At 61.6% G+C, this 24304-nt stretch carries 25 protein-coding genes and 1 tRNA gene; 21 read left to right on the top strand and 5 right to left on the bottom strand.

Annotation, left to right across the window (positions count from 1 at the left end; all coding sequences use genetic code 11):
- Window positions 1–54: 54 nt before the first annotated feature.
- The 8 genes from BC358_RS10930 (at window position 55) to BC358_RS10895 (ending at window position 8868) form a co-directional block, all read left to right on the top strand.
- Window positions 55–1077: a tripartite tricarboxylate transporter substrate binding protein gene (locus BC358_RS10930; RefSeq protein WP_079365822.1), complete on the top strand. Its 1023-nt coding sequence runs from the start codon at window positions 55–57 to the stop codon at window positions 1075–1077.
- A 46-nt stretch (window positions 1078–1123) separates the two neighbouring features.
- Window positions 1124–2350, top strand: coding sequence for a succinyldiaminopimelate transaminase (gene dapC / locus BC358_RS10925; protein WP_079365821.1), 1227 nt, complete (start codon window positions 1124–1126; stop codon window positions 2348–2350).
- 34 nt (window positions 2351–2384) lie between these two features.
- Window positions 2385–3218 (top strand): 2,3,4,5-tetrahydropyridine-2,6-dicarboxylate N-succinyltransferase, encoded by an 834-nt coding sequence (gene dapD, locus BC358_RS10920; RefSeq protein WP_079365820.1) that lies wholly within the window; start codon window positions 2385–2387, stop codon window positions 3216–3218.
- 26 nt (window positions 3219–3244) lie between these two features.
- Window positions 3245–4405: a PilT/PilU family type 4a pilus ATPase gene (locus BC358_RS10915; RefSeq protein ID WP_066160364.1), complete on the top strand. Its 1161-nt coding sequence runs from the start codon at window positions 3245–3247 to the stop codon at window positions 4403–4405.
- A complete protein-coding gene (gene dapE / locus BC358_RS10910) occupies window positions 4405–5577 on the top strand; it encodes a succinyl-diaminopimelate desuccinylase (protein WP_079365819.1) in 1173 nt (390 codons plus the stop codon). The genes BC358_RS10915 and dapE overlap by 1 nt, the downstream gene beginning before the upstream one ends.
- Before the next feature lie 5 nt (window positions 5578–5582).
- Entirely contained in the window at window positions 5583–6476 is an 894-nt protein-coding gene (prmB, locus tag BC358_RS10905; protein WP_079365818.1) for a 50S ribosomal protein L3 N(5)-glutamine methyltransferase, read from the top strand.
- Window positions 6473–8485: an ABC-F family ATP-binding cassette domain-containing protein gene (locus BC358_RS10900; protein ID WP_066160377.1), complete on the top strand. Its 2013-nt coding sequence runs from the start codon at window positions 6473–6475 to the stop codon at window positions 8483–8485. The genes prmB and BC358_RS10900 overlap by 4 nt, the downstream gene beginning before the upstream one ends.
- Before the next feature lie 131 nt (window positions 8486–8616).
- Window positions 8617–8868 carry a GlsB/YeaQ/YmgE family stress response membrane protein gene (locus BC358_RS10895; RefSeq protein WP_206610671.1) on the top strand — a complete coding sequence of 84 codons (252 nt, stop codon included), beginning with the start codon at window positions 8617–8619 and terminating at the stop codon, window positions 8866–8868.
- A gap of 66 nt (window positions 8869–8934) precedes the next feature.
- Here BC358_RS10895 and BC358_RS10890 read toward each other — a convergent pair whose 3' ends face one another.
- Window positions 8935–10500 carry a methyl-accepting chemotaxis protein gene (locus tag BC358_RS10890; protein ID WP_079365817.1) on the bottom strand — a complete coding sequence of 522 codons (1566 nt, stop codon included), beginning with the start codon at window positions 10498–10500 and terminating at the stop codon, window positions 8935–8937.
- A gap of 467 nt (window positions 10501–10967) precedes the next feature.
- Here BC358_RS10890 and BC358_RS10885 point away from each other — a divergent pair, with 467 nt between their 5' ends.
- From BC358_RS10885 to BC358_RS10850, 8 genes are all read left to right on the top strand, one after another.
- Window positions 10968–12317, top strand: a complete 1350-nt coding sequence (locus tag BC358_RS10885; RefSeq protein WP_079365816.1) for a hypothetical protein — start codon at window positions 10968–10970, stop codon at window positions 12315–12317.
- Between the two features lie 103 nt (window positions 12318–12420).
- On the top strand, window positions 12421–12720 hold the full coding sequence (locus tag BC358_RS10880; protein ID WP_079365815.1) for a hypothetical protein: 300 nt from the start codon (window positions 12421–12423) through the stop codon (window positions 12718–12720).
- Between the two features lie 8 nt (window positions 12721–12728).
- A complete protein-coding gene (locus BC358_RS21840; protein WP_143434270.1) occupies window positions 12729–13445 on the top strand; it encodes a hypothetical protein in 717 nt (238 codons plus the stop codon).
- A 669-nt stretch (window positions 13446–14114) separates the two neighbouring features.
- Entirely contained in the window at window positions 14115–14309 is a 195-nt protein-coding gene (locus BC358_RS10870) for an AlpA family transcriptional regulator (RefSeq protein ID WP_079365813.1), read from the top strand.
- Window positions 14310–14321: 12 nt separating this feature from the next.
- Window positions 14322–14534, top strand: coding sequence for a hypothetical protein (locus tag BC358_RS10865; protein ID WP_079365812.1), 213 nt, complete (start codon window positions 14322–14324; stop codon window positions 14532–14534).
- On the top strand, window positions 14524–14985 hold the full coding sequence (locus tag BC358_RS10860; RefSeq protein ID WP_079365811.1) for a CHC2 zinc finger domain-containing protein: 462 nt from the start codon (window positions 14524–14526) through the stop codon (window positions 14983–14985). The genes BC358_RS10865 and BC358_RS10860 overlap by 11 nt, the downstream gene beginning before the upstream one ends.
- Window positions 14982–16268, top strand: a complete 1287-nt coding sequence (locus tag BC358_RS10855) for an AAA family ATPase (protein WP_256861470.1) — start codon at window positions 14982–14984, stop codon at window positions 16266–16268. Before BC358_RS10860 ends, BC358_RS10855 begins: the two co-directional genes overlap by 4 nt.
- Before the next feature lies 1 nt (window position 16269).
- Window positions 16270–16635, top strand: coding sequence for a hypothetical protein (locus BC358_RS10850; protein WP_079365809.1), 366 nt, complete (start codon window positions 16270–16272; stop codon window positions 16633–16635).
- On the opposite strand, the gene BC358_RS10845 is transcribed toward BC358_RS10850, so the two are convergent.
- Window positions 16618–17643 (bottom strand): hypothetical protein, encoded by a 1026-nt coding sequence (locus BC358_RS10845; protein WP_143434269.1) that lies wholly within the window; start codon window positions 17641–17643, stop codon window positions 16618–16620. The two genes, BC358_RS10850 and BC358_RS10845, sit on opposite strands and share 18 nt — an antisense overlap.
- On the bottom strand, window positions 17640–18494 hold the full coding sequence (locus BC358_RS21835; RefSeq protein WP_143434268.1) for a hypothetical protein: 855 nt from the start codon (window positions 18492–18494) through the stop codon (window positions 17640–17642). The genes BC358_RS10845 and BC358_RS21835 overlap by 4 nt, the downstream gene beginning before the upstream one ends.
- A gap of 779 nt (window positions 18495–19273) precedes the next feature.
- On the opposite strand from BC358_RS21835, the gene BC358_RS21830 reads away from it, so the two are divergent.
- Together BC358_RS21830 and BC358_RS10840 are read left to right on the top strand one after the other, a co-directional pair.
- Window positions 19274–19840 carry a hypothetical protein gene (locus tag BC358_RS21830; RefSeq protein WP_143434267.1) on the top strand — a complete coding sequence of 189 codons (567 nt, stop codon included), beginning with the start codon at window positions 19274–19276 and terminating at the stop codon, window positions 19838–19840.
- Complete coding sequence (locus BC358_RS10840; RefSeq protein ID WP_306292793.1) at window positions 19755–20285, top strand: thermonuclease family protein; 531 nt, start codon at window positions 19755–19757, stop codon at window positions 20283–20285. The genes BC358_RS21830 and BC358_RS10840 overlap by 86 nt, the downstream gene beginning before the upstream one ends.
- Here BC358_RS10840 and BC358_RS10835 read toward each other — a convergent pair.
- The gene (locus BC358_RS10835) at window positions 20282–20569 is read right to left on the bottom strand and encodes a hypothetical protein (RefSeq protein ID WP_079365807.1); all 288 of its coding nucleotides are present in this window, start codon (window positions 20567–20569) and stop codon (window positions 20282–20284) included. The two genes, BC358_RS10840 and BC358_RS10835, sit on opposite strands and share 4 nt — an antisense overlap.
- Window positions 20570–20655: 86 nt before the next feature.
- Here BC358_RS10835 and BC358_RS10830 point away from each other — a divergent pair, with 86 nt between their 5' ends.
- The 3 genes from BC358_RS10830 (at window position 20656) to BC358_RS10820 (ending at window position 24072) form a co-directional block, all read left to right on the top strand.
- Entirely contained in the window at window positions 20656–21021 is a 366-nt protein-coding gene (locus BC358_RS10830; RefSeq protein ID WP_079365806.1) for a hypothetical protein, read from the top strand.
- Window positions 21022–21023: 2 nt separating this feature from the next.
- Window positions 21024–21734, top strand: coding sequence for an SOS response-associated peptidase (locus tag BC358_RS10825; protein WP_079365805.1), 711 nt, complete (start codon window positions 21024–21026; stop codon window positions 21732–21734).
- Window positions 21735–23871: 2137 nt separating this feature from the next.
- A complete protein-coding gene (locus tag BC358_RS10820; protein ID WP_079365804.1) occupies window positions 23872–24072 on the top strand; it encodes an AlpA family transcriptional regulator in 201 nt (66 codons plus the stop codon).
- A 150-nt stretch (window positions 24073–24222) separates the two neighbouring features.
- On the opposite strand, the gene BC358_RS10815 is transcribed toward BC358_RS10820, so the two are convergent.
- Window positions 24223–24298: transfer RNA gene (locus tag BC358_RS10815), tRNA-Lys, on the bottom strand.
- Between the last annotated feature and the right edge of the window lie 6 nt (window positions 24299–24304).

Genomic DNA, 24304 nt, shown 5'->3' with positions numbered 1-24304 from the left:
AAGTGTTTTATGGATATACAGTCCATTTTCATCGCAACCACAACAGGAGACAACATGCCCGAACTTGGCCCCACCACCCCTTCTCGTACGGCCTCGCGCACACGCCGTCAGGTCGTGACGCTGCTGGCAGCCGCCGCACTGGCCGGCAGCACGCTGCCCGCATTCGCCCAGGATTTCCCGACAAAAGACCGTCCGATCCGCCTGGTGGTGGGCTTCACCGCAGGTGGCGGCACCGATGCCCAGGCCCGCACCGTGGCCCAGAAGCTCGGCGAGGTGCTGGGCACCAATGTGGTCGTGGACAACCGGCCAGGCGCCAGCACCATGCTCGCCGCCAGCGAGGTCGCCCGCGCCGCACCGGATGGCTACACGCTCATGTACTCGCCATCCTCCACCTTTGCGCAGAACCCCCACATGTTTGCCAAGGTGCCCTACCACCCGTTCAAGGACTTCACCCCGCTGTCGGTGGGCGGGCGGGGCCCGCTGGTGCTGTCGATGAGCACCTCCGTGCCGGCGAACAACGTGCGCGAACTGGTCGCCTACATCAAGGCGAATCCCGGCAAGACCAGCTATGCATCCTTCGGACTGGGCACCTCGTCGCACATCTACGGTGAGGCGTTCACCCGTCAGACCCAGATCGACTCGGTGCACATCCCCTACAAGGGTGGCTCCGACGCGGCCAAGGACCTGATCGGAGGTCGGGTCCAGTACATGTTCGATTCCGCACCCTCCGCGATCATTGCTGCACAGAGCGGCAAGGTGAAGATCATGGCCATTGCGGCGTCCCAGCGCGTCAGCGCCCTGCCCGACGTGCCCACGTTTGCCGAACAGGGGTACACCGGCATGGACCTGCCCAGCTGGCTTGGCTTCTTCGGCCCGGCCAACATGCCGCCCGCCGTCGTGAAGAAGCTCAATGATGCGCTGGTGAAGGTGCTGGCCATGCCCGAAGTCGCCAAGTTCTACCGGGATGGCGGCTACGAGGCGGGCGGCAACACACCGCAGGAATTCGCCGCGCTCGTGCAGAAAACCCACGACGAATGGGGCGCCATGATCAGCAAGCTGGGACTGCCCAAACAGTAAGACCTGCAGCCGGCGGGCCGCAGGCCATGGCCGATAATCGCGGCCCATGAATCCCCTGCTCTCCCGCCTGCAGCCCTACCCCTTCGAACGGCTGCGCCGGCTCTTCGCGGGCGTCACGCCCAACCCCGACCTGCGTCCCATCAGCCTGGGCATCGGCGAGCCCAAACACGCCACGCCGCAGATGCTCAAGGACGCGCTGGCCGCCGCGCTGGACACCGGCCTGACCGGTTACCCGGCCACCGCCGGCGAACCCGCCCTGCGACAGGCCTGCGCCGCCTGGATGCAGCGCCGCTATGGCGTCCCCGTCGACGCCGCCACCCAGGTGCTGCCGGTGAACGGTTCGCGCGAGGCCCTGTTCTCGTTTGCACAGACGGTACTGGACGCCTCAAAGCCCGGCGCCACGCTGGCCTTTCCCAATCCGTTCTACCAGATCTACGAAGGTGCGGCCCTGCTCGGCGGCGCCCAGCCCTTCTACGTACCCAGCGTGCCGGCGCGCAACTTCGCGGTGGACTGGGACAGCGTGCCCGACGAGGTCTGGGCGCGCACGCAGCTGATCTTCGTCTGCTCGCCCGGCAACCCCACCGGCGCCGTGATGCCGCTGGACGAGTGGCAGAAGCTGTTCGAGCTGAGCGACCGCCACGGCTTCGTGATCGCGTCCGACGAGTGCTACAGCGAGATCTATTTCCGCGACGAACCGCCGCTGGGCGGCCTTGAAGCCGCCGTGAAACTGGGCCGTCCGGACTTCAAGAACCTCATGATGTTCACCAGCCTGTCCAAGCGCAGCAACGTGCCCGGCCTGCGCAGCGGCTTCGTGGCGGGGGATGCCGCGCTCATCAAGAGCTTCCTGCTCTACCGCACCTACCACGGCGGCGCCATGAGCCCGGCCGTGCAGGCCGCCAGCGTGGCCGCGTGGGGCGACGAGGAGCATGTGATCGACAACCGCCGCCAGTACCGCGAGAAGTTCGCCGCCGTCACACCCATGCTGGCCGAGGTGCTGGATGTGGCGCTGCCCGATGCGGCCTTTTACCTCTGGGCCGGCGTGCCGGCCTCGTTCGAGGGCAAGGTGGCCGGCCTGAGCGCCGACGAGGCCTTCGCCCGGGAACTGCTGGCTCAATACAATGTGACCGTTTTGCCCGGCAGCTACCTGGCGCGAGCCAGTGGTGGCGCCAACCCCGGCGCCGGCCGCGTGCGCATGGCCCTGGTGGCCGAACCCGCCGAATGCCTGGAAGCCGCCGAACGCATCGTGCGCTTCTGCCGCGAACAGTACCGCTGAATCACCCATTTCAACCCCAAAGCCGACCCGTCTCATGACCCAACAACTGCAAACCCTGATTGACAACGCCTGGGAACAGCGCGCCGACTTTTCGCCCGCCTCCGCCCCGAAAGAAGTGCTGGACGCGGTCGAGCACGTGATTGCCGAACTCAACAGCGGCAAGCTGCGCGTGGCCACCCGCGAAGGCGTGGGCCAATGGACGGTGCACCAGTGGATCAAGAAGGCTGTGCTGCTGTCGTTCCGCCTGAAGGACAACGCGGTGATGAAGGCCGGCGACCTGGCTTTCTTCGACAAGGTGCAGACCAAATTCGCCCACCTCTCCGAGGCCGAACTCAAGGCCACCGGCGTGCGCGTGGTGCCCCCGGCCGTGGCCCGCCGCGGCAGCTTCATCGCGTCGGGCGCGATCCTCATGCCCTCCTATGTGAACATCGGCGCCTATGTCGACTCGGGCACCATGGTCGATACCTGGGCCACCGTGGGATCCTGCGCACAGATCGGCAAGAACGTGCACCTCTCCGGCGGCGTCGGCATCGGCGGCGTGCTGGAACCGCTGCAGGCCAACCCGACCGTGATCGAGGACAACTGCTTCATCGGCGCCCGCTCCGAAGTGGTCGAAGGCGTGATCGTGGAAGAGAACTCGGTGCTCGGCATGGGCGTGTACATCGGCCAGAGCACCCCGATCTTTGACCGCGCCACCGGCGAGATCAGCTACGGCCGCGTGCCCTCGGGCTCGGTGGTGGTCAGCGGCAACCTGCCCAAGAAGGCCGCCAACGGCGCCGACTACAGCATGTACGCCGCCATCATCGTCAAGCGCGTGGACGCCCAGACGCGCTCGAAGACCAGCATCAACGACTTGCTGCGCGACTGATCTCAACGCCTGACCCGGGAGCCGACATGAGCAGCGGAACGATGGAGCGCATCCTGCGCCTGATGGCCGACAAGAAGGCCTCGGACGTCTACCTGTCGGCCCATGCGCCGGCGATGATCAAGATCAACGGCCAGACCATCCCGATCAATAGCCAGGTACTGCCGCCCGAGGCGCCGCGCAACCTGCTGTCCGAAATCGTGCCGCCGGCCCGCATCGAGGAACTGGTGGAAACCGGTGAGCTCAACATGGCGGTGCCGCTGGACGGCATCGGCAACTTCCGGGTCAGTGCCATGCGTCAGCGCGGCAACTACGCGGTGGTGATCCGTTTTGTTCCGGCGGACGTGCCGTCGCTGGACTCGCTGAACGTGCCCCCGATCCTCAACGAGATCGTGATGGAAAAGCGCGGGCTGGTGCTGATGGTCGGTGCCACCGGCGCAGGCAAGTCGACCACGCTGGCGGCCATGATCGACCACCGCAACGAGAACGCCACCGGCCACATCCTCACCATCGAGGAGCCCATCGAGTACATGTACCGCAACAAGCGGTCGGTGATCAACCAGCGCGAGGTCGGCCGGGACACCGCCTCGCTGCAGGTCGGCCTGAAGAATGCCTTGCGCCAGGCGCCGGATGTGATCCTGATCGGCGAAATCCGCGACCGCGAGACCATGTCGGCCGCCATTGCCTACGCCCAGTCGGGCCACCTGTGCATGGCCACCTTGCACGCCAACAACAGCTACCAGGCCCTCAACCGGATCCTGAGTTTCTACCCGGTCGAGGTGCGCCCGACGATGCTGGGCGATCTGGCCGCGGCGCTGCGCGCCGTCGTGTCGCAGCGCCTTCTGCGCACCCACACCGGCGGACGAGTGCCTGCGATGGAGGTGCTGCTCAACACCGCCCTGGTGGCCGACCTGATCCAGAAGGGCGACTTCTCGGGGGTGCGCGAGGCGATGGAAAAGTCGCTGGCGGTCGGCTCGCAGAGTTTCGAGCAGGACCTCGCGCGTCTGGTGCTCGACGGCCTGGTCACGCGCAACGAGGCACTGGTGCATGCCGATTCGCCCAACAACCTGCTCTGGCGTCTGCAGAACGACTTCAACGCCTCCAAGGCCAGCCAGGCGGCGACGCCGTCGGACGACGACCAGAGCGACCAGGCCACCTTCACCGAGTTCACGCTCGACGTCAAATTCTGATGACCGCCACGCTGCGCCTTGCCGAAGAACTGATCGCCCGCCCCTCGGTCACCCCCGATGACGCGGGGTGCCTGGACATCATCGCGGCGCGGCTGCAAACGCTGGGCTTTGCATGCGAGCGCATGGACAGCGGACCGGACGCCTTCCGCGTTGCCAACCTGTGGGCGCGCTGCGGCACCGGTCGGCGCCCCACCCTCGTCTGGGCGGGCCACACCGACGTGGTGCCCACCGGCCCGCTGGACGCCTGGACCAGCGACCCTTTCGTGCCCAGCCACCGCGACGGCAGGCTCTTCGGACGCGGCGCGAGCGACATGAAAACCTCGCTGGCGGCGATGGTGGTGGCCTGCGAACAGTTCCTCGCCGCCACGCCGCGGCCGGCCATCGACATCGCCTTCCTGCTCACCAGCGACGAGGAAGGCCCGGCCAACGACGGCACGGTGGTGGTCTGCAAGGAACTGCAGCGACGCGGTGAACGGCTGGACTGGTGCATCGTGGGCGAACCGACCTCGGTCGAGCGCACCGGCGACATGATCAAGAACGGCCGCCGCGGCACCATGAGCGGCAAGCTCACGGTCAAGGGCATCCAGGGCCACATCGCCTACCCGCAGCTGGCGAAGAACCCTATCCACCTGGTGGCCCCTGCACTGGCCGAACTGGCGGCCACGGTCTGGGACGAAGGCAACGCCTTCTTTCCGCCCACCAGCTGTCAGGTCAGCAACATCCACGGCGGCACCGGCGCGAGCAACGTGATTCCCGGCACCGTGGTCATCGACTTCAACTTCCGCTTCTCCACCGAGTCCACGCCCGAAGGCCTGCAGGGCCGCGTGGCCGAGGTGCTGGCGCGGCATGGTCTGCGGCCAGGCAGCGACTACGACCTCGCGTGGACCCTGGGCGGCCTGCCCTTCCTCACCACGCCAGGCACCCTGGTCGATGCCGTGCGCGCCGCCATCCAGGACGCCACCGGCATCGCGACCGAGCTCTCCACCACCGGCGGCACCAGCGACGGCCGGTTCATCGCGCAAATCTGCCCGCAGGTGGTCGAACTCGGTCCTCCCAACGCCACCATCCACAAGGTCGACGAGCACGTGGCCGTGGCCGACATCGAGCCGCTCACGGCCATCTACCGCGGCGTGCTCGAACGCCTGAACCGCAGCGCGGCGCTGGCCGGCTGAACACCATGACATTGCAGGAACTGCTGGACCGGTCCCAGGACCGGCTGGAGGCCGCCGGCCTCGTCTACGGCCATGGCACCACCAACGCGCGCGACGAAGCGGCCTGGCTGGTGCTCTGGTCGCTGGGCATGCCGCTGGACAGCGATCTGGACGCCATCGGGTGCCAGGAGCTGCAGGCCGCCCAGGTCGGCGAGGCCGAGGCCCTGATCGGGCGTCGGATCGAAACCCGCCAGCCCGCCGCCTACCTCACGCGCGAAGCCTGGCTGCAAGGCGTGCCTTTCTACGTCGACGAACGCGCCATCGTGCCGCGCAGCTTCATTGCCGAGCTGATCGCCGACGGCGGCTTCGACGCCTGGCTCGGTGAGGACACCCGGCAGGTGCTCGACCTGTGCACCGGCAATGGCAGCCTGGCCGTGCTCGCGGCCATGGCCTGGCCCGAGGTGCAGGTAACCGGCGCCGACCTCTCCCCCGAAGCCCTGGCGGTGGCGCGCATCAACGTCGACCGCCACGGGCTGCAGGATCGAGTCCACCTGATCGAGTCCGACGGACTTGCCGCCTGCCCGGGTCCCTGGGACCTGGTGCTGTGCAACCCGCCCTACGTCAACGCCGACAGCATGTCCGCCTTGCCGCCGGAGTTCCGCGCCGAGCCCGAGCTGGCGCTGGCCGGTGGCGCCGACGGCATGGACTTCGTGCGCGCACTGCTGCGCGACCTGCCCCCGCGCCTGTCCCCGCACGGCGTGCTGGTGCTCGAAATCGGCCACGAGCGCCCCTTCTTTGAAGCCGCCTTCCCGCAGCTGGAGGTGGTCTGGCTCTCGACCAGCGCCGGTGACGACCAGGTGCTGCTGCTGACCGCCGACGCCCTGCGCGCCGCCACTTCTCCCGCTTCCGTTTCCCCATGATCACCCTGAAAAACCTGGTCCTTCGTCGCGGCACGAAGGTCCTGCTCGATGGCGCCTCCTGCACCATCAACCCCGGCGAGAAAGTCGGCCTCGTGGGCCGCAACGGCGCCGGCAAATCCAGCCTGTTCCGCCTGCTCGACGGCACGCTGCACGAAGACAAGGGCGACTTCAGCGTGCCCACCCACTGGCGCATGGCCCAGGTGGCGCAGGACATGCCCGAGACCGACATGCCCGCGACACAGTTCGTCATCGAAGGCGACGTGACCCTGCTGGCCGCCCAGCAGGAAGTGACCGCGGCCGAGGCCAGCGACGACGGCGAGCGCATGGCCCACGCCTACATGGCGCTGCACGACGCGGGCGCGCACGATGCGCCGGCGCGGGCGCAGGCCCTGATCCTGGGCCTGGGCTTTCGCAGCGACGAACTGGAGCGCCCGGTCAACAGCTTCTCTGGTGGCTGGCGCATGCGCCTGCAGCTGGCGCGCGCGCTGATGTGCCCGAGCGAGCTGCTGCTGCTCGACGAACCCACCAACCACCTGGACCTGGACGCCTTGGTCTGGCTGGAAGACTGGCTCAAGCGTTACCAGGGCACGCTGCTGGTGATCTCCCACGACCGCGAATTCCTCGACGCGGTCACCGATGTCACCGTGCACATCGAACGCGCCCTGCTGACCCGCTACGGCGGCAACTACAGCCGCTTCGAGGACATGCGCGCCGAGCAGATGGCGCTGCAGGCCACGGCCTACGCGCGCCAGCAGGAGAAGATGGCACACCTGCAGAAGTTCATCGACCGCTTCAAGGCCAAAGCCAGCAAGGCCAAGCAGGCGCAGAGCCGGGTCAAGGCGCTGGAGCGCATGGAGAAGATCGGCCCGGTGCTGGCCGAGGCGGAGTTCAACTTCGAGTTCGCCGAACCGCAGAACCTGCCCAACCCCATGCTGGCCATGCACGACGTGAGCTTCGGCTACCCGCCGGCGGTGGACGGCGGCGACCCGATCACCATCGTGCGCGGCGTCAGCAAGTCGGTGCTGGCCGGCCAGCGCATCGGCATCCTGGGCGCCAACGGCCAGGGCAAGTCCACCGTGGTCAAGACCATCGCGCGCGACCTGGCCGCGATCAGCGGCGAGATCATCGAGGGCAAGGGCCTGAACATCGGCTACTTCGCGCAGCAGGAACTGGACGTGCTGCGCCCGGCCGACACGCCGCTGGAGCACATGATCCGACTGGTCAAGGACTGCACGGCACAAGGCCGCCTGAGTGGCCAGGCCACGCGCGAGCAGGACCTGCGCAGCTTCCTGGGCGGGTTCAATTTCAGCGGCGACATGGTCAAGCAGGCCGTGGGCAGCATGAGCGGCGGCGAGAAGGCGCGCCTGGTGCTGTGCATGATCGTCTGGCAGCGCCCAAACCTGCTGCTGCTGGACGAACCGACCAACCACCTGGACTTGGCCACGCGCGAGGCGCTGTCGGTCGCGCTCAACGAGTTCGAAGGCACGGTGATGCTGGTCAGCCACGACCGGGCCCTGCTGCGCGCGGTGTGCGACGAGTTCTGGCTGGTCTCGCGGGGCGGCATCGCCCCGTTCGACGGCGACCTCGACGACTACCAGCGCTACCTGCTGGACGTGGCCAAGCAGGCCCGCGAGGCGCGCCGGCAGGAGGCGCGGGCAGAGACTGCACCGGCCCCGGCACCGGTGGTGGCGTCAGCCCCCGCCCCGGCCGTGGCCGCCGCACCGGCGCCCAGCAGCGCCGAACAGCGCAAGCTCGATGCACAGAAGCGCCAGCAACTGGCCGAGCGCCTGCGACCGCTGAAGAAATCGCTGGAACAGGCGGAGAAACGTCTCGCCGCGCTGACCCAGGACAAGCAGCGGCTGGAAGACACCCTGAGCCAGCCGGCCACGCCCGCAGCCCTGGCCGACGCCGGTCGGCAGCTCAAGGCGGTGAACGACGAGATCGAGACGGTCGAGGCGCGGTGGCTTGAACTGACCGAAGCGATTGAAGCGGCGAACTCTGTCGCCTGAAGGCTGCTGCGGGATGACGTCCTGCACACACCGGGCGACGGCGCCAGGTACAGGCTGCGCCATCGAAAGAATGGCGCTACAGTGACCGACACTCAGAGGCCTGTCTCTGCGTTCTGAAAGGAGCCTTTCGCATGATGTCCATTCTCGGCACCCTGTTCATCGGCCTGATCGCAGGCCTCGTCGCACGCATGCTCAAGCCCGGCGATGACAGCATGGGCTGGATCATGACGGCCCTGCTCGGCGTCGCCGGCTCGTTTCTGGCCAGCTACGCAGGCGCCGCCCTGGGGCTCTATGCGCCGGGTCAACCGGCGGGATTCGTCGCTTCCGTCGTCGGCGCCATCGTGCTGCTGGCGCTCTACGGCCTGCTCAAGAAGAAGGCCTGAGCGCAGGCGCCCGGTCGAGAGCGAAGGCCGCGACCGCAAAGACTCCGCTCCTGCGGCTGACCGTGGTCATTGCACCCGGAACACCTGCACCGTGCGGGTCAGCACAGTGGCTTGGTCTTTGAGGCTCTGGGCCGCTGCTGCACTTTCCTCGACCAGCGCGGCGTTCTGCTGCGTCATCTGATCCAGCTGCGCCACCGCCACGTTCACTTGGCCGATGCCGTCGCTCTGTTCGCCCGCGGCCGCACTGATCTCACCGATGATGTCGGTCACCCGCTGCACGCTGGCCACCACCTCGCCCATGGTCTGGCCCGCGTCGCCCACCAGACGGCTGCCGGTCTCGACCCTGTCCACGCTGGCGCTGATCAGCCCCTTGATTTCCTTGGCCGCCTCGGCGCTGCGTTGCGCCAGGCTGCGCACCTCGGCCGCCACCACCGCAAAGCCGCGGCCCTGCTCGCCGGCCCGAGCCGCTTCCACCGCCGCATTGAGTGCCAGGATGTTGGTCTGGAAGGCGATGCCATCGATCACGCCGATGATGTCGTTGATCTTCTGGCTGCTGCGGTGAATCTCCTGCATGGTGTGCACCACCTGGTCGACCACCTGACCACCACGCACCGCGATCTCCGAGGCGCTGGCGGCCAGCTGGTTGGCCTGGCGGGCCGCATCGGCGCTGTTCTTGACCGTGCTGGTCAGCTGCTCCATGGAGGCCGCGGTCTGCTGCAGGTTGCTGGCCGCCTGCTCGGTGCGGCTGGAGAGGTCCTGGTTGCCCGATGCAATCTCCGCGCTCGCCGTGCCGATGCTGTCGCTGGCCTGGCGCACCTGCGTCACAGCCGCCTGAAGCGACACCTGCATGGACTGCAACGAGGTCAACATGGCGGCGGTTTCGTCGCGCCCATCAGTGTCCACATGGCGGGTCAGATCACCTTGGGCAATGGCGCTGGCCAGTTCGCGCGCCTGGTCCAGTGGGACACAGATGCTGCGCATGTTGAGCCAGACGAATGGCACCAGCAGCAGCGCCACGGCAACCAGCACGCCCAGGCTGATCATGGTGGCCTGCTGGACGCCCTGCTCTCGCGCGGCGCGCGCTTCGACGGCATCGGTATCCAGCACCTGCGCCAGCGCCTGCAACGCCGCCTCGATCAGGCGCATCTGTTCCTTGGCCTGTCCCAGCATCTTGTCGGCCGTGTGGCTGTTGTCGTAGGCACCGTCCTCTACCTGCAACACGATCTGTTTGGTGGCGGCTTCATACGCCTCCAGCCTGGTGAGCGCCTCTTTGAGCGGTGGGGCCGCCTTCTCGCCGGCGCCGTCCAGCAGAACGCCCAGTTGCTTCTGCACCGCAGCCACCGCGGCTGTCCACCGATCCCGGTGCTGGTTGAGCGTGATGCGGTCGTCGTAGTAGATGACCATGTCCTTTTCCGCCCGATTGATGTCCCCGACCTTTCGGTTGATCTCACTGAGCTGGTGAGACAAATGCAGCGAGCGGTTGATGAACTCGTCGGTGCGCTGGCTTTGCAGTTGCAGGGACAGGACCCCGGCCGCGGCCACAAGGCACACCAGAGTCAGTGCGATCACAAGCAGGGCAACCATGCGTGTGCGGATTCGCCATTGGCGCAGGGCCTTGATGATCAGTCCCATGTGGTGTCCCCGTTTGATTCACTGCCCGTCCGAACAGAGCTGTATGCGTCGCAAGGAGCAGCTCCACCTTCCCCACTCCGACAATGCCTCTGTATGGTGGAAGCACGCCAAGATGGCAATGGGTTTCTGGAATATCGGACACCCTGGCACGGACTGAAGGCCGAATGAGCACAGCCAAACCCGGCCATTCCTGCGCAGGCAGCGGGAACGCCAACAAAAAAAGCCTGCTACCAAAAAAAGTAGCAGGCTTTCTATGTCCTCAGAGAGAGGATTTTGGTAGGACGTGGCAGGCTCGAACTGCCGACCAACGGATTAAAAGTCCGATATTTTGGACGACTTTGGATGACACTGGACATACGTACAAGTCATAACCCGTTGATTTGATTCACTTATGGTGTAGCGCCATCCAACAAAGTCCGATAGCATCCGTTACTAGACTGGTAATCAACTGGTAACGAAAGGATCGGATGGCTACCACCCCCAAATCGCTGAGCAACCTTGAGCCCGGCAAATTCATCACCCTTGAGAAGATTCACCCCTCAGGGACGCTTCAAGCTCGCAAGCAGGCAAATGGGCTTGTCGCTTTTTTCTGGCGCTACACGCTGAACGAGCGTGACGCCCGTGAGTTGATAGGCGTCTTCGACCCGAAGAGCCCACCCCTATCCGTTGAGCCAACTGCTTTCGGCTACTCTCGCCGCGCCGCTGCCATCAAGGCAGCAGAGATTGCCACTCTTCACCGGCAATACCTCTCTATTGGCGGGATTGCAGCTCTACGCAGGCAGCAAGAGGCCGACGCGGAGAAGGAGAAAGCGGCAGAACTTGCCGCGCTTGAAGAGCAGCGCCGCCAAGTTGAGGCCCGTTCAAAGTTCACCCTCGAAGCCTTGCTCAGGGACTATTGCGGATACCTGCAGAACCTGGGGAGGCAGTCCCACACTGACGCCCTGTCCATCTTCAAGAACCATGTGTTCGACGCCTACCCGACCACATCGGCAAAGCCTGCATCAGAGGTCACGACCGAAGAGATAGCCGACATGATGCGCAAGCTCATTGAGGCAGGAAAAGACCGAACCGCCAACAAGCTGCGCAGCTATGTCCGGGCGGCCTACCAAGTAGCAAAGGCGGCAAAGTCCAAGCCGAGCATTCCGCTTGCCTTCAAAGGCTACAACATCAACTCCAATCCGGCCGCTGAGACCAGCCCGGACGAGTCTGCCAACCGCCCGGACAAGCACCCTCTTTCTCTCGATGAACTGCGCACCTATTGGGGTGTTCTGCAGACTGTGGAAGGAATGCCGGGAGTAGCCCTGCGCATCCACCTCTTGTCAGGTGGGCAGCGGGTGGCCCAGCTTGTCCGCCTGCTTGATGACAAGGTGTCTGAAGACTGCTTCACCATCTACGACGGCAAAGGACGGCCAGGAAAGCCGCCGCGAGCCCATCCCATCCCCATCACCAAGGCACTGAAAAGGGAGCTTGATACGTGCGAAGGCAATGCGCCCTATCGCCTGTCAACCGATGGCGGAAAGACGCACATCTCGCCCGGAAACCTCGGCAAATGGGCTGCTGAAGCTGTAGGCACGCAGATTCCGGGGTTCCTGCTCAAGAGGGTACGTAGTGGAGTCGAGACCGCCCTTGCCGCCGCAAAGGTATCCAAAGACCTTCGCGGTCGCCTTCAGTCTCACGGCATCACGGGCGTTCAGGCAACCCACTATGACGGGCACGACTACTTGGACGAAAAGCGGCAAAGCATGGAAAAGCTGCTGCGCCTGCTGAACCAACCCAAAGAAACCGTCATCCAGTTCCCGAAGCGCAAGAAAGCGTAACGGCTGCGACGCCTCGGCGCAGATCATCCGAGGCGACAAGTCGGGGCGAGAAGGTGGTGGAACACCCTCCCTCCCCTAACCACAGCAATGAAGGAGCATTGAAATGGCTAAGCAAAATGTAACCCGCCAGTACTTCGAGGTCTGCGGCGGTTTCGTCGACGAAAGCGGCGAGTGGGTCACGCGACGCCGGGAGATAACTCACCTTCAACACTTGCGGGCCCGTGACCGGATGCGCACCGCATGCCAGGCGCCGCTATCAAGCAACAAGCTTTGCGTCCTGTATGTCGTCAACAGGCGTGAGAAGCAGTCTCCATGGTTCTACACGCCCGAACGCGCTCAACAAGCACTGGCACTAATGCAGGCCAAGTACGGCGAGCGCAATTGCATCCTCTTCCGGGACTGAGGTGGATCATGAGAAAGGAAGGTACGCAACCCAAAGGCACCCAGGTATTTCCAAGTGACCGGCACATCACCTCACTGGACGATCTGCGCTCAGATCCTCCAAAGGGGCTTACGCTTCATAACTACATTGAAAGCGTGGGTCTGTTGGGGTCGCGTGACCTGCTGAAAGTGTCCGGCCTGATCCCGCCAGGGACGCCCTTCCCTGACGAATGCGAGGCACCTCGCGGGGTGCGGTGGCGCAACGGTGAAAACCGCCGCTTTGTCCTGTCGAAAGGAGACGGGACGGCGGATCACTTCCGCCTTGTTGTCCATGCCCTCCCCGAAGAGAAACGGGCACGAGCAAACAAACGGCGCGTCGATCAAGAGGTGAAGGAGATTGACCGGGAATTGCGCGCCCTTGACCTCACCGAGACAGAGTTTCGCGCGCAGTTGGAGCGGCACGTTCTGCTTGGCTGGACAGCTTGTCAGAATGATCTACGGAGCGGGCACGCTTGGGCATATGCACCCGGCATCGCTCACGCCATAGAAGAGAAGGTCGGCGAAATCAGGACCCTTCTTCGCGTGGGCGCTGTCACCCACCGGCCCGATGGCGTGCAAGCGTTGAAGCTGCGTAAGGCCGCACTTACCGATTCCGGGCTCCAGAAAATGCTCGCATCTATCCCAAGCATTTCGCAGACGAAGGCTAGAACTAAGACGCCAACATGGGCGAGAACCAAGACAACTTAAGCAATTACAGGCGAGGCAAGATCGAAGAGGACGGAGAGATCTGCACCAACCTTGACAGCCTCTCTATTTATGCGCGCACAACTGGCAGCAATCTTGTCGAAAAGTGGTGGAGATGCTACCCACGTGGAGGCATAACGACACAACAACTGGCAAGTGATTAGTGGCACTTCATTCGCCAAACGTTCGCAATCAAATCATATAAGTTATTGATTTTGAACGTTTTTTCCCACTTGTCTTGCTTGCCAAATGTCGCTCAACCATCCCGGACGTTAGCGGTCTTGATAGTTTTTCAGCCGCCCTATTTACACGGTGCAGCACATCGCATACCATCGGCCGCGATTTCCGGGGGGCACTGATCATGCATCCAGCCCATGCAAGACGATAGGTCAAACCATTGGGTGCCTGATTGGTCGTTCCGAGGAAGTCAAATAGACTCCATGTCAGTCCTTTTGTTGGAATTTTCGGACCCACAAAAGGCGACACCCCAAACGTTTGCTTTCGCAGAGCAATCGAATGGGGTGTCAGGGGTTCGACCACTAGGGCCGAGGTGTCTTGAACCGACTCTGAGACCTTAGCACAAGAAGATGCGCGGTAGCTAGTCTGCATGTTGCATGTTCCTGACGGTCAGAACCCCGCTCGTCCGGGTGCTTGATCGAAAGGAAGCCCAACATGGCCCAAGACGCGCAACCTGAAACCCTGCTGAAGCTGCCCAAAGTTCTGCAGCGCCTCCCCGTCTCCAAGTCAGCGTTCTACGAAGGAATTCGAGACGGCAAGTACCCCAAGCCGGTGAAGCTTGGCCCCCGCGCCGTGGCCTGGAAAGAGTCGGACATTTCCGCGCTGATCGCCTCGCTGTCCAAGGCGTAAGGAGTCCCCACGATGAATGCACATCGCTTCACCGCGAGGGATGAACTCGCCCTGACGAAACCTGAGGCATCACTGAGCGCTGCATTTGCCCTCAAGGGTCACACAGTCCACAAAGGGCAAGACGGCGGCTTCTACGTCTCGCGATATGGCCTGTCGCGGTATTGCAAGGACCTCGAAGCCCTGCAGGACTTCGCCAAGCTGGTGGGGGTGAGTCATGGGGTTTGAACGCTCACACCTTCCCGACCCTCTCGCCTATTTCGAGAGTCAAGGACTGATCCCGACCGGACGCGGAAAGTGGCGCACCGCTGCATGCACTTTTCACGGGGGCAGCGACTCCATGCGCATCAACCTCGACACCGGAGGGTATGTGTGCATGGCGGGCTGCGGTGCATCTGGCGGGGATGTATTGGCGTACCACATGGACGCCCACGGTCTTGAGTTTGTCGAGGCGGCAAAGGACCTGGGTGCCTGGGTTGAGGATGGGAAGCCCAACCCCCAGCACAAGCCAACCCCGATATCTGCACGCGCGGCGCTTCAGGTGCTCACCGAGGAATCAAACCTCGTGGCTATCACTGCTGCCGGCCTTGCGGACGGGAAGGCACTGACGAAGGACGACCGACTGCGTTTGCTCGTGGCCGCGAACCGAATTGCCCGGGTGTCGGAGGTGTTCGCATGACTCATGACCGCAAATCACTAGAGCGGGCTTTCTCTGCGCTGGATCAGGACATTGCAGCTAGTCCACCAGACCTTGACCGACTCTTCGCGCCTGGAAACTCTGCGCCATCGATGCACGACCACCATCCAATTGTTGTGCTCACAAGCGGCGCAGACTTGAACCCTGAGCCGGTTTCATGGCTCTGGCCCAACTGGCTGGCGCTTGGAAAGCTCCATGTCCTCGCGGGGATGCCCGGACAGGGGAAGACAACCATTGCAGCCGGAGCCCTCGCCGCTACTGTGACTGTCGGGGGCAGATGGCCGGATGGAGAGTGGGTGACAGAGCCCGGAAACGTTGTCATCTGGAGCGGAGAAGACGACCCCGCGGACACCCTGCTGCCCCGATTCATCGCAAGCGGTGGGGATCGCAACCGGGTGTTTTTCGTAGAGGGAACACGCCGAGCTGATGGGGTGTCGGCCTTTGACCCATCAACCGACCTCCCACACCTCGAAGCAGAGTTGGAGCGCATCGGCAATGTCCGACTGCTGGTGGTTGATCCCGTCGTCTCGGCAGTCACAGGGGACGGGAACAGTAACAACGTGGTCCGCCGCTCTTTGCAACCCTTGGTTGACCTGGCTGCGAAATGCCGCTGTGCGGTCTTGGGTATCTCCCACTTCAGCAAAGGAGGTGCAGGAAACGACCCGGCTCAACGGGTGGTGGGTTCAATCGCTTTCGCTGCCGTTGCGCGGGTTGTTCTGGTCGCGGCAAAGGTGAAGCAGGAGGACGGCGACGACCGCCGAATTCTCGCCCGCTCGAAGTCGAATATTGGCCCGGATGACGGGGGCGTGCGGTATGACCTCAGGCAGGTTGAAGCCCTGCCAGGAATCTACGCTTCGCGGGTCGAGTGGATGGAGCAGGTTGAAGGATCAGCGCGGGAGCTGCTGGCCGACGCTGCAGAGCAACCAGAGACCTCCCGCGACGGAGCGTCTGATTTCTTGCTCAACCTGCTTCAAGGCGGGCCGATCCCATCGGCAACGGTCAAGAGCAAGGCGACGACGGCCGGGCATGCCTGGAGGACTATCGAGCGGGCCTCGAAGGACCTGGACATCGAAAAGCGAAAACACGGCATGGACGGCGGTTGGTACTGGAGCCTGCCGAAGAACGCCACGAAGAATGCGAAGAATGCCACCCTTGGAGAGTGGCGGTCTTCGGGTTCTTCGGTGGCGGAGTTCGCAAATGGCGCGTCTGTCCCAACTCTTGCCGCCGCCTCATCGGACCCATCGGAAGATAGCGAGGTGTTCTGAAATGGATGCAAAAACCATTCTCAAGAAACTCGCGGCCGATGGCATCGCCCTGCATCTACGCGAGGACGGAACTCTGCGGGCATGGCCGGCCGCGCACCTGACCGACACCCACCGAGAATTGATCCGGGCCAACCGGGATGCGCTTCACGACTTCATTGTTGATGCTCACGCGTTGACGGGTGAAATCGTTGAAGCGGCCATGACCGCATGCGAAGAATGGGGAGACTCAGAAGCTGCCCGCGAACAGATGCGCCAGGACATTCTGAGTACCCCCGCACAGGACAAGGCCGACTTACTGGACTACTTCAAGAGGTATCCGAGCACTGCAAGTGCGAGGGCGCTTGGAAGGTCAAAAACTGGCCTTTAGGCCAAGGCCGCCGCCCTGGTAGCCACTCGCAAGGGAGTACCCTCCCCCTCCTGTGTAGGAGGCTGCTAGGCCTGCGGTGCTTGGGTTGCTTCCCATCCCGTTGCCCTTCATCTGTTGCATGAAGGAGTAGGACCCTAGGGCACCAGCCACCGTGTTCGCAAAGTCTCGGTTGGCGCTGCCGATGGCGAGAGCGTTCCCGGCGTTCATGGAACCGAGGTTGTTGTAATACTGGTTGTATGCCCCGGCCATCCCCGCGCTGTTGGCGGAAGTGGTCCGCGCCAGGGTCCCATACGCGTTACCAACACCCTCGGAATATCCCGCCAGTGCAGAACCGATTTGACCGGCAACCTGCATGCCTGCATTAGCCTGTCCAGCCGCTGCTGATTGACCAGTCTGATACAACATGGATGATGTATTAGCTCCGAGCGAAGTCAGCCCTCCCAGGCGGTCGTATTGCTGAGAAATCATCCCCGCCAGCAAAGACGGGCGAAACTCAGCGAGTGCGGCCTGTGTATTCCCGCCACGTAGACCACCGGTAGCGGCAGCGTTTTGGAGAATCGCGCCCTCCCCTTGCTGGAGATAAGCCGCCATCTCTGGCGAGTTGGACAGCGCAGAAATAGCCGCTTGCTGGGCTTGCGATCCATTCATCCCCAGCAAATCGCGCTGGTCGCCCATGGCCTCCAAGCCGGTGGCTTGGTACTGCCTCAGAGGGCCAAGCGCCTCGTTTCCTGCCGTAATAAACGGTGCCAGGACCTTTTGAACTTCCGCGAATTGCCTGCGAGACTCACCGATCTGCATTCCTGCGATGTGACGCTGTGTCGCCATCTGCTGGCTTGCAATCAATTGCTGCAGGCGCTGGGAAGCCTCGAATTGCTGTTGGCTCTGCGCGAGTGCTGCTGCATTGGCCTCTAGGCCCGCTGCTGTTGCTCGGTTCGCGCTATTTCGTGCTTGATCTGCTGAGTAGGCTCCAACAGCAACAGTCGCAACTGCGGTATAGATGGCACTCATTGCAGTGCCTCCTTGTGACGAGACAACTTCAATGCATCGCGATAGTTGACCGTCAATTCCGTTCCGAACGACCCACCAATTGAACCGTTCAAATTAGCGAGCGCAACCAAATAGAGATCACCATCAGGGGCTTCTCGAAACTCACAGTTCGGAATGGCGGCGTGATTTGTATAGCGTCCCGCAATGGTTCTGAAGCGGCCAATCCTTGCTGGGGCAATGAAGTCACCCGTATTTACAGGGCAGGAGACAAACAGCCCTTTCCCCTCAATCGCCGAACTGCGAACAGATATGCGAGTTGCGTACTCGCCCGGAAGTTCGATCAAGTCTTGAACTGTTTCGGATTCCGCCCTAACAAACTCATCCGAAAGACCAAGCTCTTCCAGCATTACAGCGTAGTCTTGACGATCCTTCTCGTAATGACTTGAGAGACACTCAACGTAAAGCCGTTCATACTCAAGCGCAATCTCTGACTTTTCAAGCCAGCGGGCCTCCAGCGTTTCAATGTCTCGGCAGTTATCAGGATTCGGATAAACATTGTGCCAAACACATTCTTCAATGCAGCCGCCAACCTTGCGCCCAGGTTGACCGACGAAGATTGCAGGCGCAGAAATGACCTTGACTTGCCCATCATCGCCAATGATGGCGACTGAGCCCTTAAGGACAATGTTCAGGTGTTCATGGCGCTGCTTGTGCCCCATCGCGATAGCACCCTTGGGAATGGTGACTTCGCGGATATAGACGCCGGGGCCAAAGTGATGTACCACAGGGCACGGCGCCTGCGGCATAGTGACGAGATAGGTCTCTAGTGCGTCCGGATCAATTTCAATTCGCTGACTCTGTTCGACAAGCATTGCAGCCTCACTAATTGCGTGGCTGCTGGCGGGCCGAAACTCAGCACCTAGATACTAGCAATTGCTAACAGAAAGTCAATTCCGATTCCCTAATGCTATCGTTCGTGTAATTAGCAAATCTAATAGCGGTCGGACTGCATGATTCTTTGAGCGAAGCGCACAAACTCCTCTTCTCTTTGTTCCTCGCAGTTAACGATCTTCTCAAAGACGGCATTGTGCGTCTTCCGATGCATTCCCTTCGGTCTTGACCATCCACCTCCCAACTTGCTTTCTAGCTTCGCCTGCTTGCGCCAGAGTCTGCCGCAATAGTCCTCTGACTGTGATGTGTAAGAGACTTTGGAGCACTTCCTGCATGAAAAGGATTGACCTCTCAAATACACCACTGAGCACCGGCAATTGCACTGATTGCAACGCATCCAAAGGCGGCGTCCACCGAAATGGCATTCGGTGTAATCAAGTTCTATTCTCTGAGTCCAAGAGGCATTCCTAAGGGCGAGGCTATGCGTGTCTGTGAATGTCGCCGAAACAGAGCCAATGACTTCCCCAAATTTCGACCATCGCCAGGTAAAGGCATCCCCAAAGTTAAGCAATCCCTTTTGCCTAAGCTCTCTTAGGTCGATCCTCGGAAGCTGTTCAGCTTTGGCTTTAGTTGATGGCCGTCCCGCTCCAAACCGATAACCGCCTTTTGGCATATGCAGCCTTTCAGAATACGAAATCAATTGCGAATATGCCACAAACATTCAGTGCTGTGAGCCACGCCCCAGGTGTACGCTACTGGAATGATTGATCCAAATGAAACACGAGAACAGTTCCGTGAACGAGTTCTGAGTGGACTAGAAGTCCAAGACAACAAGTCCAGAGAGGCAAGAGCGGATAGGTATGTCTGGGCGAACTTTCTCCCGCGCCTGCCGTCTGCGATGGTGGGGCGTTTCGAGCAGTTCCGACTAATGGACGAGGCGCGTAGCTGCTACATCGAAGGCCTGTACGCCGCCACACTCATCCTCTCGTTCTCGGTGGTTGAGCACTCTCTCGATGAAGAGTCGCTCTTCGCAATTGGCAAGACCTCGGCAGACAAGCCCAAAAAGGGCGAGCGCAAGCGATATGCAATCCCTCTTGCAGAGGAAGCAGGAACGCTACCGAAGGACTTGCTGAACCGCTGCGATGCACTGAGGGAGAAGCGCAACGCTTTAGCCCACTTCCGCTTGGGACGGGATGAAAACGTAATCGTCGCGAGAGCGAAGAAAGCATCTATGAGCCCCTATGTCGTCTTGGAAGAGGATGCCAAGGAGGCTCTGGCACTGGCGCGCGAGGTGTTTGTGGCGACACTTCGACCGTTTGAGGTGTAGTCAAGTGACCAGTGCTGTTTTGTTTTGTTTGATCGTTGCCATCGCCGATGGGGACACCCTCACAGCCCGCTGTGGAGAGCCGGGAGCCTATGAACAGGTGAAGGTGCGCATATCGGGAATCGATGCACCTGAGAAGGCCCAGGCGTTTGGGCAGCGTTCTAAGCAAGCCCTGTCCGACCTCTGCTTTCGGGAGACAGCAACTATCAGAGCGAACGCGCGTGACAAGTACCGCCGCACCCTGGCCGACGTTGAATGCCAGGGGAAGGACGTTGCAACGTCACAGGTGCGTGCAGGGATGGCCTGGGTGTTTGATAGGTACTCCGAGGGCTATGAGCACCTGTACCCCCTGCAGAGTGGCGCGAAGGCTGACCGGCGTGGCCTGTGGTCGAGCCCTGATCCTGTTGCCCCTTGGGACTGGCGTAAGCAAAGGCGCTCAGGCCTCTAGTTCCTTGAAGAGTTGTGCTGCTCTCTCGTCAACATAACTTGGCCGAAAAGCTGTTGCTGCATTTTTTCCATGAGTGCATGCCACTCCTTCGCATCTGGCCTCTTGGAGGCCATCAAGTTTGCGTTGTGCTGCTGTGTGTCTAGCACGTAGCGATGGGCCATCTTCAAAAACTGTTCCTCTGTGATGACAGAGATCAACGCCCCTAGCATGAGGTTTGTCGAGACAAGTGCCGCTGTCTGGAGCTTGAGGTTCTCGTCAAGTTCCTTGATTTCTTCCGTGCTCATGGTGCTTCCTTTCGGTGGTGCGTGCAGAAGTGCTGCGGGTGAGGTTTCCGGTTTGCCGTGGGCTGCTCCTGGCGTATGCTTTTTTCATGAAGATCAAATCCGCCGTGCTTAGCGCAGTCCAGAACTACCGTGGTCTGCGGTTTCAGTGGCTGACACTGTTCAATGACAATGGGTCTATGGACATTCGAGTCCGTGCTGGCATCGGTGACTTGGTCGGCCCGTGGGACGAGACGTATCACATCTCCAAAAGGTCCCTGAACTACGAACCAGAGATGGGGCACAACGTCCCGTTTGCGCTTGGTCCTAGCCTTTTGAATGACCTTCTTGAAAACCGCTCTGCAGAAGAGATCGCGAAGGCCCCTCCGACTGACTGGAAGCCTGCAAACTGGTTTTCGCATGATCTTCCGCCAACCGTGCCTGTGCATGTGGTTGAGATGTTCGAGGACTGCTGAGCATGTGCAACCTGACAGGGTCAACTGATGCGCAGACGCTGCGCTCACAGTTGTTTCTCGACCTCGACAATCTGAGCTGGGATCAGACGGTCGCCCCATTGGGGAAAGGGGTCTACATCCGGCAAGACAACCGCGCACAGGTGGGGCAATGGGGAATGATCCCGCCCAACTCGAAGGAGCGCACCCCCAAGACACGCGAGGGGCGACGCCTGAGCACGAACAACGCAAGGCGCGAGACTGTGGCGACCGCTTGGACGTTCCGCTTCCCGTGGTCACGCGGACAGCGGTGTTTGATACCTGCGGAGTGGTTTCAAGAGCCCTATTGGGGAATCTCGCATACCGACCCCATGGGGATGACGAAGAACACCTGGTGGCGGTTCTGGCGCGCAGATGGCCAGCCGTGGATGCTGGCAGGGATATGGAACGAATGGACCGACCCGGTAACCGGCGAGGTGGTGCCGAACTACACAATGCTGACCCAGAACTGTGACGGCCACCCGTTGCTCGCGCTGATGCATAGGCCAGACCCCACGAAACCGCCCGACAAGCAGGACAAACGGACTGTGGTGCCCATCGAGCTGGAGGATTGGGACCTGTGGCTGCATGGCCCGAAGGAAGCAGCGGAAGCCTTGATCCGCGTCCCTCCTGTGGAACTGTTCCGCCATGGACCCGCCGAGCCTGAAAAGGCGTATGCACTGCGCCTCCCGATCTAAAACGGGGCTCGCGAGCGCAGAAGCTCAACGGGACCAGGGCCTGCGTAAATCGTCTCTTGGTTGTCTTGCCGAGTGACCATCCACCAGGCGCCGTGCTGCTGGATAACGTAGTCGGCAGGATCACCTGGAATCATCGTCTCTTGTGCCCCTAGCGCGCTGCCAAGCCGGGGGCAACGAAGCAGCGTAGGGCAAGCCGCTGATTGGATCGTCTCCATTTGCCATCTCCTCTAGAACATCAACGCCGACAGGTGCCTCTGCCATCACTAGCACCCACCATGTTTGGGGATGCTTCGACACTTGCGTTTTTCCACTGCCCGGGACACGCTGCACCATCTCTGCCCCGTGGATCACCATCCCGTTTCTTGTGACCCGAGACACCACCGCTTGATGCAGTGGGGGTAGTACCTCCCTTGAGTCCACAACTAGCCGGGCCTGCAGGTACTTCAAATCCCCCCGGTCAACCTTTGCCAAGAGCACATCACCAGCGACAGGCGGGAACGGCCTGGGCAGCTTGATGCCTCGGTCGCGGAGGCGGTACACAGTGGCTTGCACGGGACTTCACGGGACTATCTTGTACTGTGTGTTTATACAGTATTTCGAGGAAAAAAGAAGCCCGGACTTGCCGGGCATAACCAAAGGCTGTCACACCTTAGGAGGAAGCCGAAGTGTCGCATGCGGTGCTGCCCCCGCGCATCCTCAAATCTTGGGCCAAAAAGACAGGCGCTACCTGCACCCGCCGAGCTTCTGACATTCGGCTCGAAGTGCTGCCGCATCCTCTCGCAACTCTCGATTTCTGGTGTCGCAGGTAGTCGCAAGAGCGGTCATCTCTCCTGAGATCGACCCCTCCCAGGTAGCACCCGCAAGGTTGTTGTTTGCTAAGGCCTTCTTTGCCTGCAATGCTTTCATGTCGCGGTCACAGGCGGCGCGGTGGCGGAGGATTGCACCCTCGGCATCAGGCACAAGTCTCACTTCCAGTTCCTGCTTTCGTCGGTCTTGTTGACTCGCCGCCACTTGGCGTTCGATGCGCTGAGCTTCCGTCATAGGCTTCGATTGGGACGACCCATCTGGTCCTGCCGCATCAGCAGATTGAGCCTTCGGAACAGCACCACTGGCGGGTCTAACGGTCAGGGTTTCACCCTTTCCAACGCAAGGTGCGTCCTGAAAAACTACAGCCCCACTTGGATCAATGCACTTGTTTACCGCCCAGACCGGACCGTACGCTAGTGCAGTCACCGCAAAGACGAGTGCGGACGACCTGATGTGATTGCTCATTCAACCTCCCATATTCGCGTACGAACAGACTATCCGGTGTCACCTTGCGGAGAAGACTTGCGGCTCTCTTTAGACATCAGGTGAACAGCTTCTCGATTGGAAGGGCGCTCTGCGTCCGTTGCAGCGGAGGTCGCTGATCTTCCACGCCTGGCGCCTGTTCGCGGAGCAACTGCGTCCAGCAAATCCGCGTCTCGCTTACCTCCTCAGGCGCTTGAAGAGTACGCAAGAGGAAGGCTTTGATGACCTAGCGGAACGTTCCTGTCTGGCCGTTACGCGTAATCGTCAAAACGTTGCTCGTCTTGCTGTAGGTCCCTGACCCGTTCGCTGCTTGGCACTGCCTGTCTCTGGTTGAGTTGTAGGGAACAGAGATGCATCCAGTGATGGCAATAGACCCGCTGTCCTGTGTTCCGATAATGGCAAGGTCACAGATGCAGCGCGTTCCGTCTGCGGTGTACAGGTTCAGGTGGTTCTCTGAACCAAAGCCTGCGGTGCTCAAGTCGAGCGGAGTGTTTGAACCATCTCGGGTCCACAGGCTAAACAAGTCTTTCGAGTCGTCACCACCGCCGCCACATGCAGACAAGGCGACCACCGATACAAGTGTCAAAGCTAGCTTGCGCATGTTCCCTCCCTCGGTTGATCCTAGAAACATTTTGGCACAAGTGCCTTTCATGAAAACAGGTGGTTGAGTCTTTTCGTGGGACGGGCCACTGTGGGAGGCTTTCGCAGAACCACCCTGCCAGCGTTTAAAGGCAGGGGCTACACCAGTGGCCTGAGGCTGGGCGTGAGAACGTGGTGGTTGTGGCGGCGCGGAGTGGGTCTGCCCGCGGAACATCTTCCGGGCTTCGGGCATTCAACACGGAGCCCCATGAGCCAAACAATCATCAATCCTGAAACCTTGCTGCGCCTGCCCAAGGTGCTTCAGCGATTCCCCGTTTCGCGTTCTGACTGGTACAGCGGAGTGCGAGCAGGCAAGTACCCTGCCCCGGTCAAGCTCGGTGAGCGCTCAGTGGCCTGGAGGGCGTCGGATATCGAGGCCCTGATTGACTCGCTGCCCCTGGCGCGCTGAGCGAAGGAAGACACCACACGAGTGTGATGCGCCCATGCCACACACAGGAGCACTCGTCGCGAAACTGGTAATGCTCTGGTAACGGAGCAACAAACAAAAAAGCCCGCTACCGTTTTAGTAGCGGGCTTTCCTTGTCCCACAAGGGGATTTTGGTAGGACGTGGCAGGCTCGAACTGCCGACCAACGGATTAAAAGTCCGCTGCTCTACCAACTGAGCTAACGTCCCATCAAA

Source organism: Hydrogenophaga sp. H7 (genome assembly GCF_002025745.1).
In the GTDB taxonomy this organism is placed as follows: Bacteria; Pseudomonadota; Gammaproteobacteria; order Burkholderiales; family Burkholderiaceae_C; genus Hydrogenophaga; species Hydrogenophaga pseudoflava.
This window is presented reverse-complemented; position numbering and strand designations above follow the sequence as displayed.

Excerpts from the sequence above, each read along its gene's own strand:
- dapE (WP_079365819.1), top strand. The coding sequence starts at position 4,405 with ATGACCGCCACGCTGCGCCTTGCCGAAGAACTGATCGCCCGCCCCTCG.
- BC358_RS10850 (WP_079365809.1), top strand. The coding sequence starts at position 16,270 with ATGGATGCAAAAACCATTCTCAAGAAACTCGCGGCCGATGGCATCGCC.
- BC358_RS21840 (WP_143434270.1), top strand. The coding sequence starts at position 12,729 with ATGAGAAAGGAAGGTACGCAACCCAAAGGCACCCAGGTATTTCCAAGT.
- BC358_RS10860 (WP_079365811.1), top strand. The coding sequence starts at position 14,524 with ATGGGGTTTGAACGCTCACACCTTCCCGACCCTCTCGCCTATTTCGAG.
- BC358_RS10895 (WP_206610671.1), top strand. The coding sequence starts at position 8,617 with ATGATGTCCATTCTCGGCACCCTGTTCATCGGCCTGATCGCAGGCCTC.
- BC358_RS21835 (WP_143434268.1), bottom strand. The coding sequence starts at position 18,494 with ATGCTTGTCGAACAGAGTCAGCGAATTGAAATTGATCCGGACGCACTA.
- dapD (WP_079365820.1), top strand. The coding sequence starts at position 2,385 with ATGACCCAACAACTGCAAACCCTGATTGACAACGCCTGGGAACAGCGC.
- BC358_RS10855 (WP_256861470.1), top strand. The coding sequence starts at position 14,982 with ATGACTCATGACCGCAAATCACTAGAGCGGGCTTTCTCTGCGCTGGAT.
- BC358_RS10885 (WP_079365816.1), top strand. The coding sequence starts at position 10,968 with ATGGCTACCACCCCCAAATCGCTGAGCAACCTTGAGCCCGGCAAATTC.
- BC358_RS10825 (WP_079365805.1), top strand. The coding sequence starts at position 21,024 with ATGTGCAACCTGACAGGGTCAACTGATGCGCAGACGCTGCGCTCACAG.
- dapC (WP_079365821.1), top strand. The coding sequence starts at position 1,124 with ATGAATCCCCTGCTCTCCCGCCTGCAGCCCTACCCCTTCGAACGGCTG.
- BC358_RS10840 (WP_306292793.1), top strand. The coding sequence starts at position 19,755 with ATGTCGTCTTGGAAGAGGATGCCAAGGAGGCTCTGGCACTGGCGCGCG.
- prmB (WP_079365818.1), top strand. The coding sequence starts at position 5,583 with ATGACATTGCAGGAACTGCTGGACCGGTCCCAGGACCGGCTGGAGGCC.
- BC358_RS10900 (WP_066160377.1), top strand. The coding sequence starts at position 6,473 with ATGATCACCCTGAAAAACCTGGTCCTTCGTCGCGGCACGAAGGTCCTG.
- BC358_RS10835 (WP_079365807.1), bottom strand. The coding sequence starts at position 20,569 with ATGAGCACGGAAGAAATCAAGGAACTTGACGAGAACCTCAAGCTCCAG.
- BC358_RS10865 (WP_079365812.1), top strand. The coding sequence starts at position 14,322 with ATGAATGCACATCGCTTCACCGCGAGGGATGAACTCGCCCTGACGAAA.
- BC358_RS10820 (WP_079365804.1), top strand. The coding sequence starts at position 23,872 with ATGAGCCAAACAATCATCAATCCTGAAACCTTGCTGCGCCTGCCCAAG.
- BC358_RS10890 (WP_079365817.1), bottom strand. The coding sequence starts at position 10,500 with ATGGGACTGATCATCAAGGCCCTGCGCCAATGGCGAATCCGCACACGC.
- BC358_RS21830 (WP_143434267.1), top strand. The coding sequence starts at position 19,274 with ATGATTGATCCAAATGAAACACGAGAACAGTTCCGTGAACGAGTTCTG.
- BC358_RS10845 (WP_143434269.1), bottom strand. The coding sequence starts at position 17,643 with ATGAGTGCCATCTATACCGCAGTTGCGACTGTTGCTGTTGGAGCCTAC.
- BC358_RS10870 (WP_079365813.1), top strand. The coding sequence starts at position 14,115 with ATGGCCCAAGACGCGCAACCTGAAACCCTGCTGAAGCTGCCCAAAGTT.
- BC358_RS10830 (WP_079365806.1), top strand. The coding sequence starts at position 20,656 with ATGAAGATCAAATCCGCCGTGCTTAGCGCAGTCCAGAACTACCGTGGT.
- BC358_RS10915 (WP_066160364.1), top strand. The coding sequence starts at position 3,245 with ATGAGCAGCGGAACGATGGAGCGCATCCTGCGCCTGATGGCCGACAAG.
- BC358_RS10880 (WP_079365815.1), top strand. The coding sequence starts at position 12,421 with ATGGCTAAGCAAAATGTAACCCGCCAGTACTTCGAGGTCTGCGGCGGT.
- BC358_RS10930 (WP_079365822.1), top strand. The coding sequence starts at position 55 with ATGCCCGAACTTGGCCCCACCACCCCTTCTCGTACGGCCTCGCGCACA.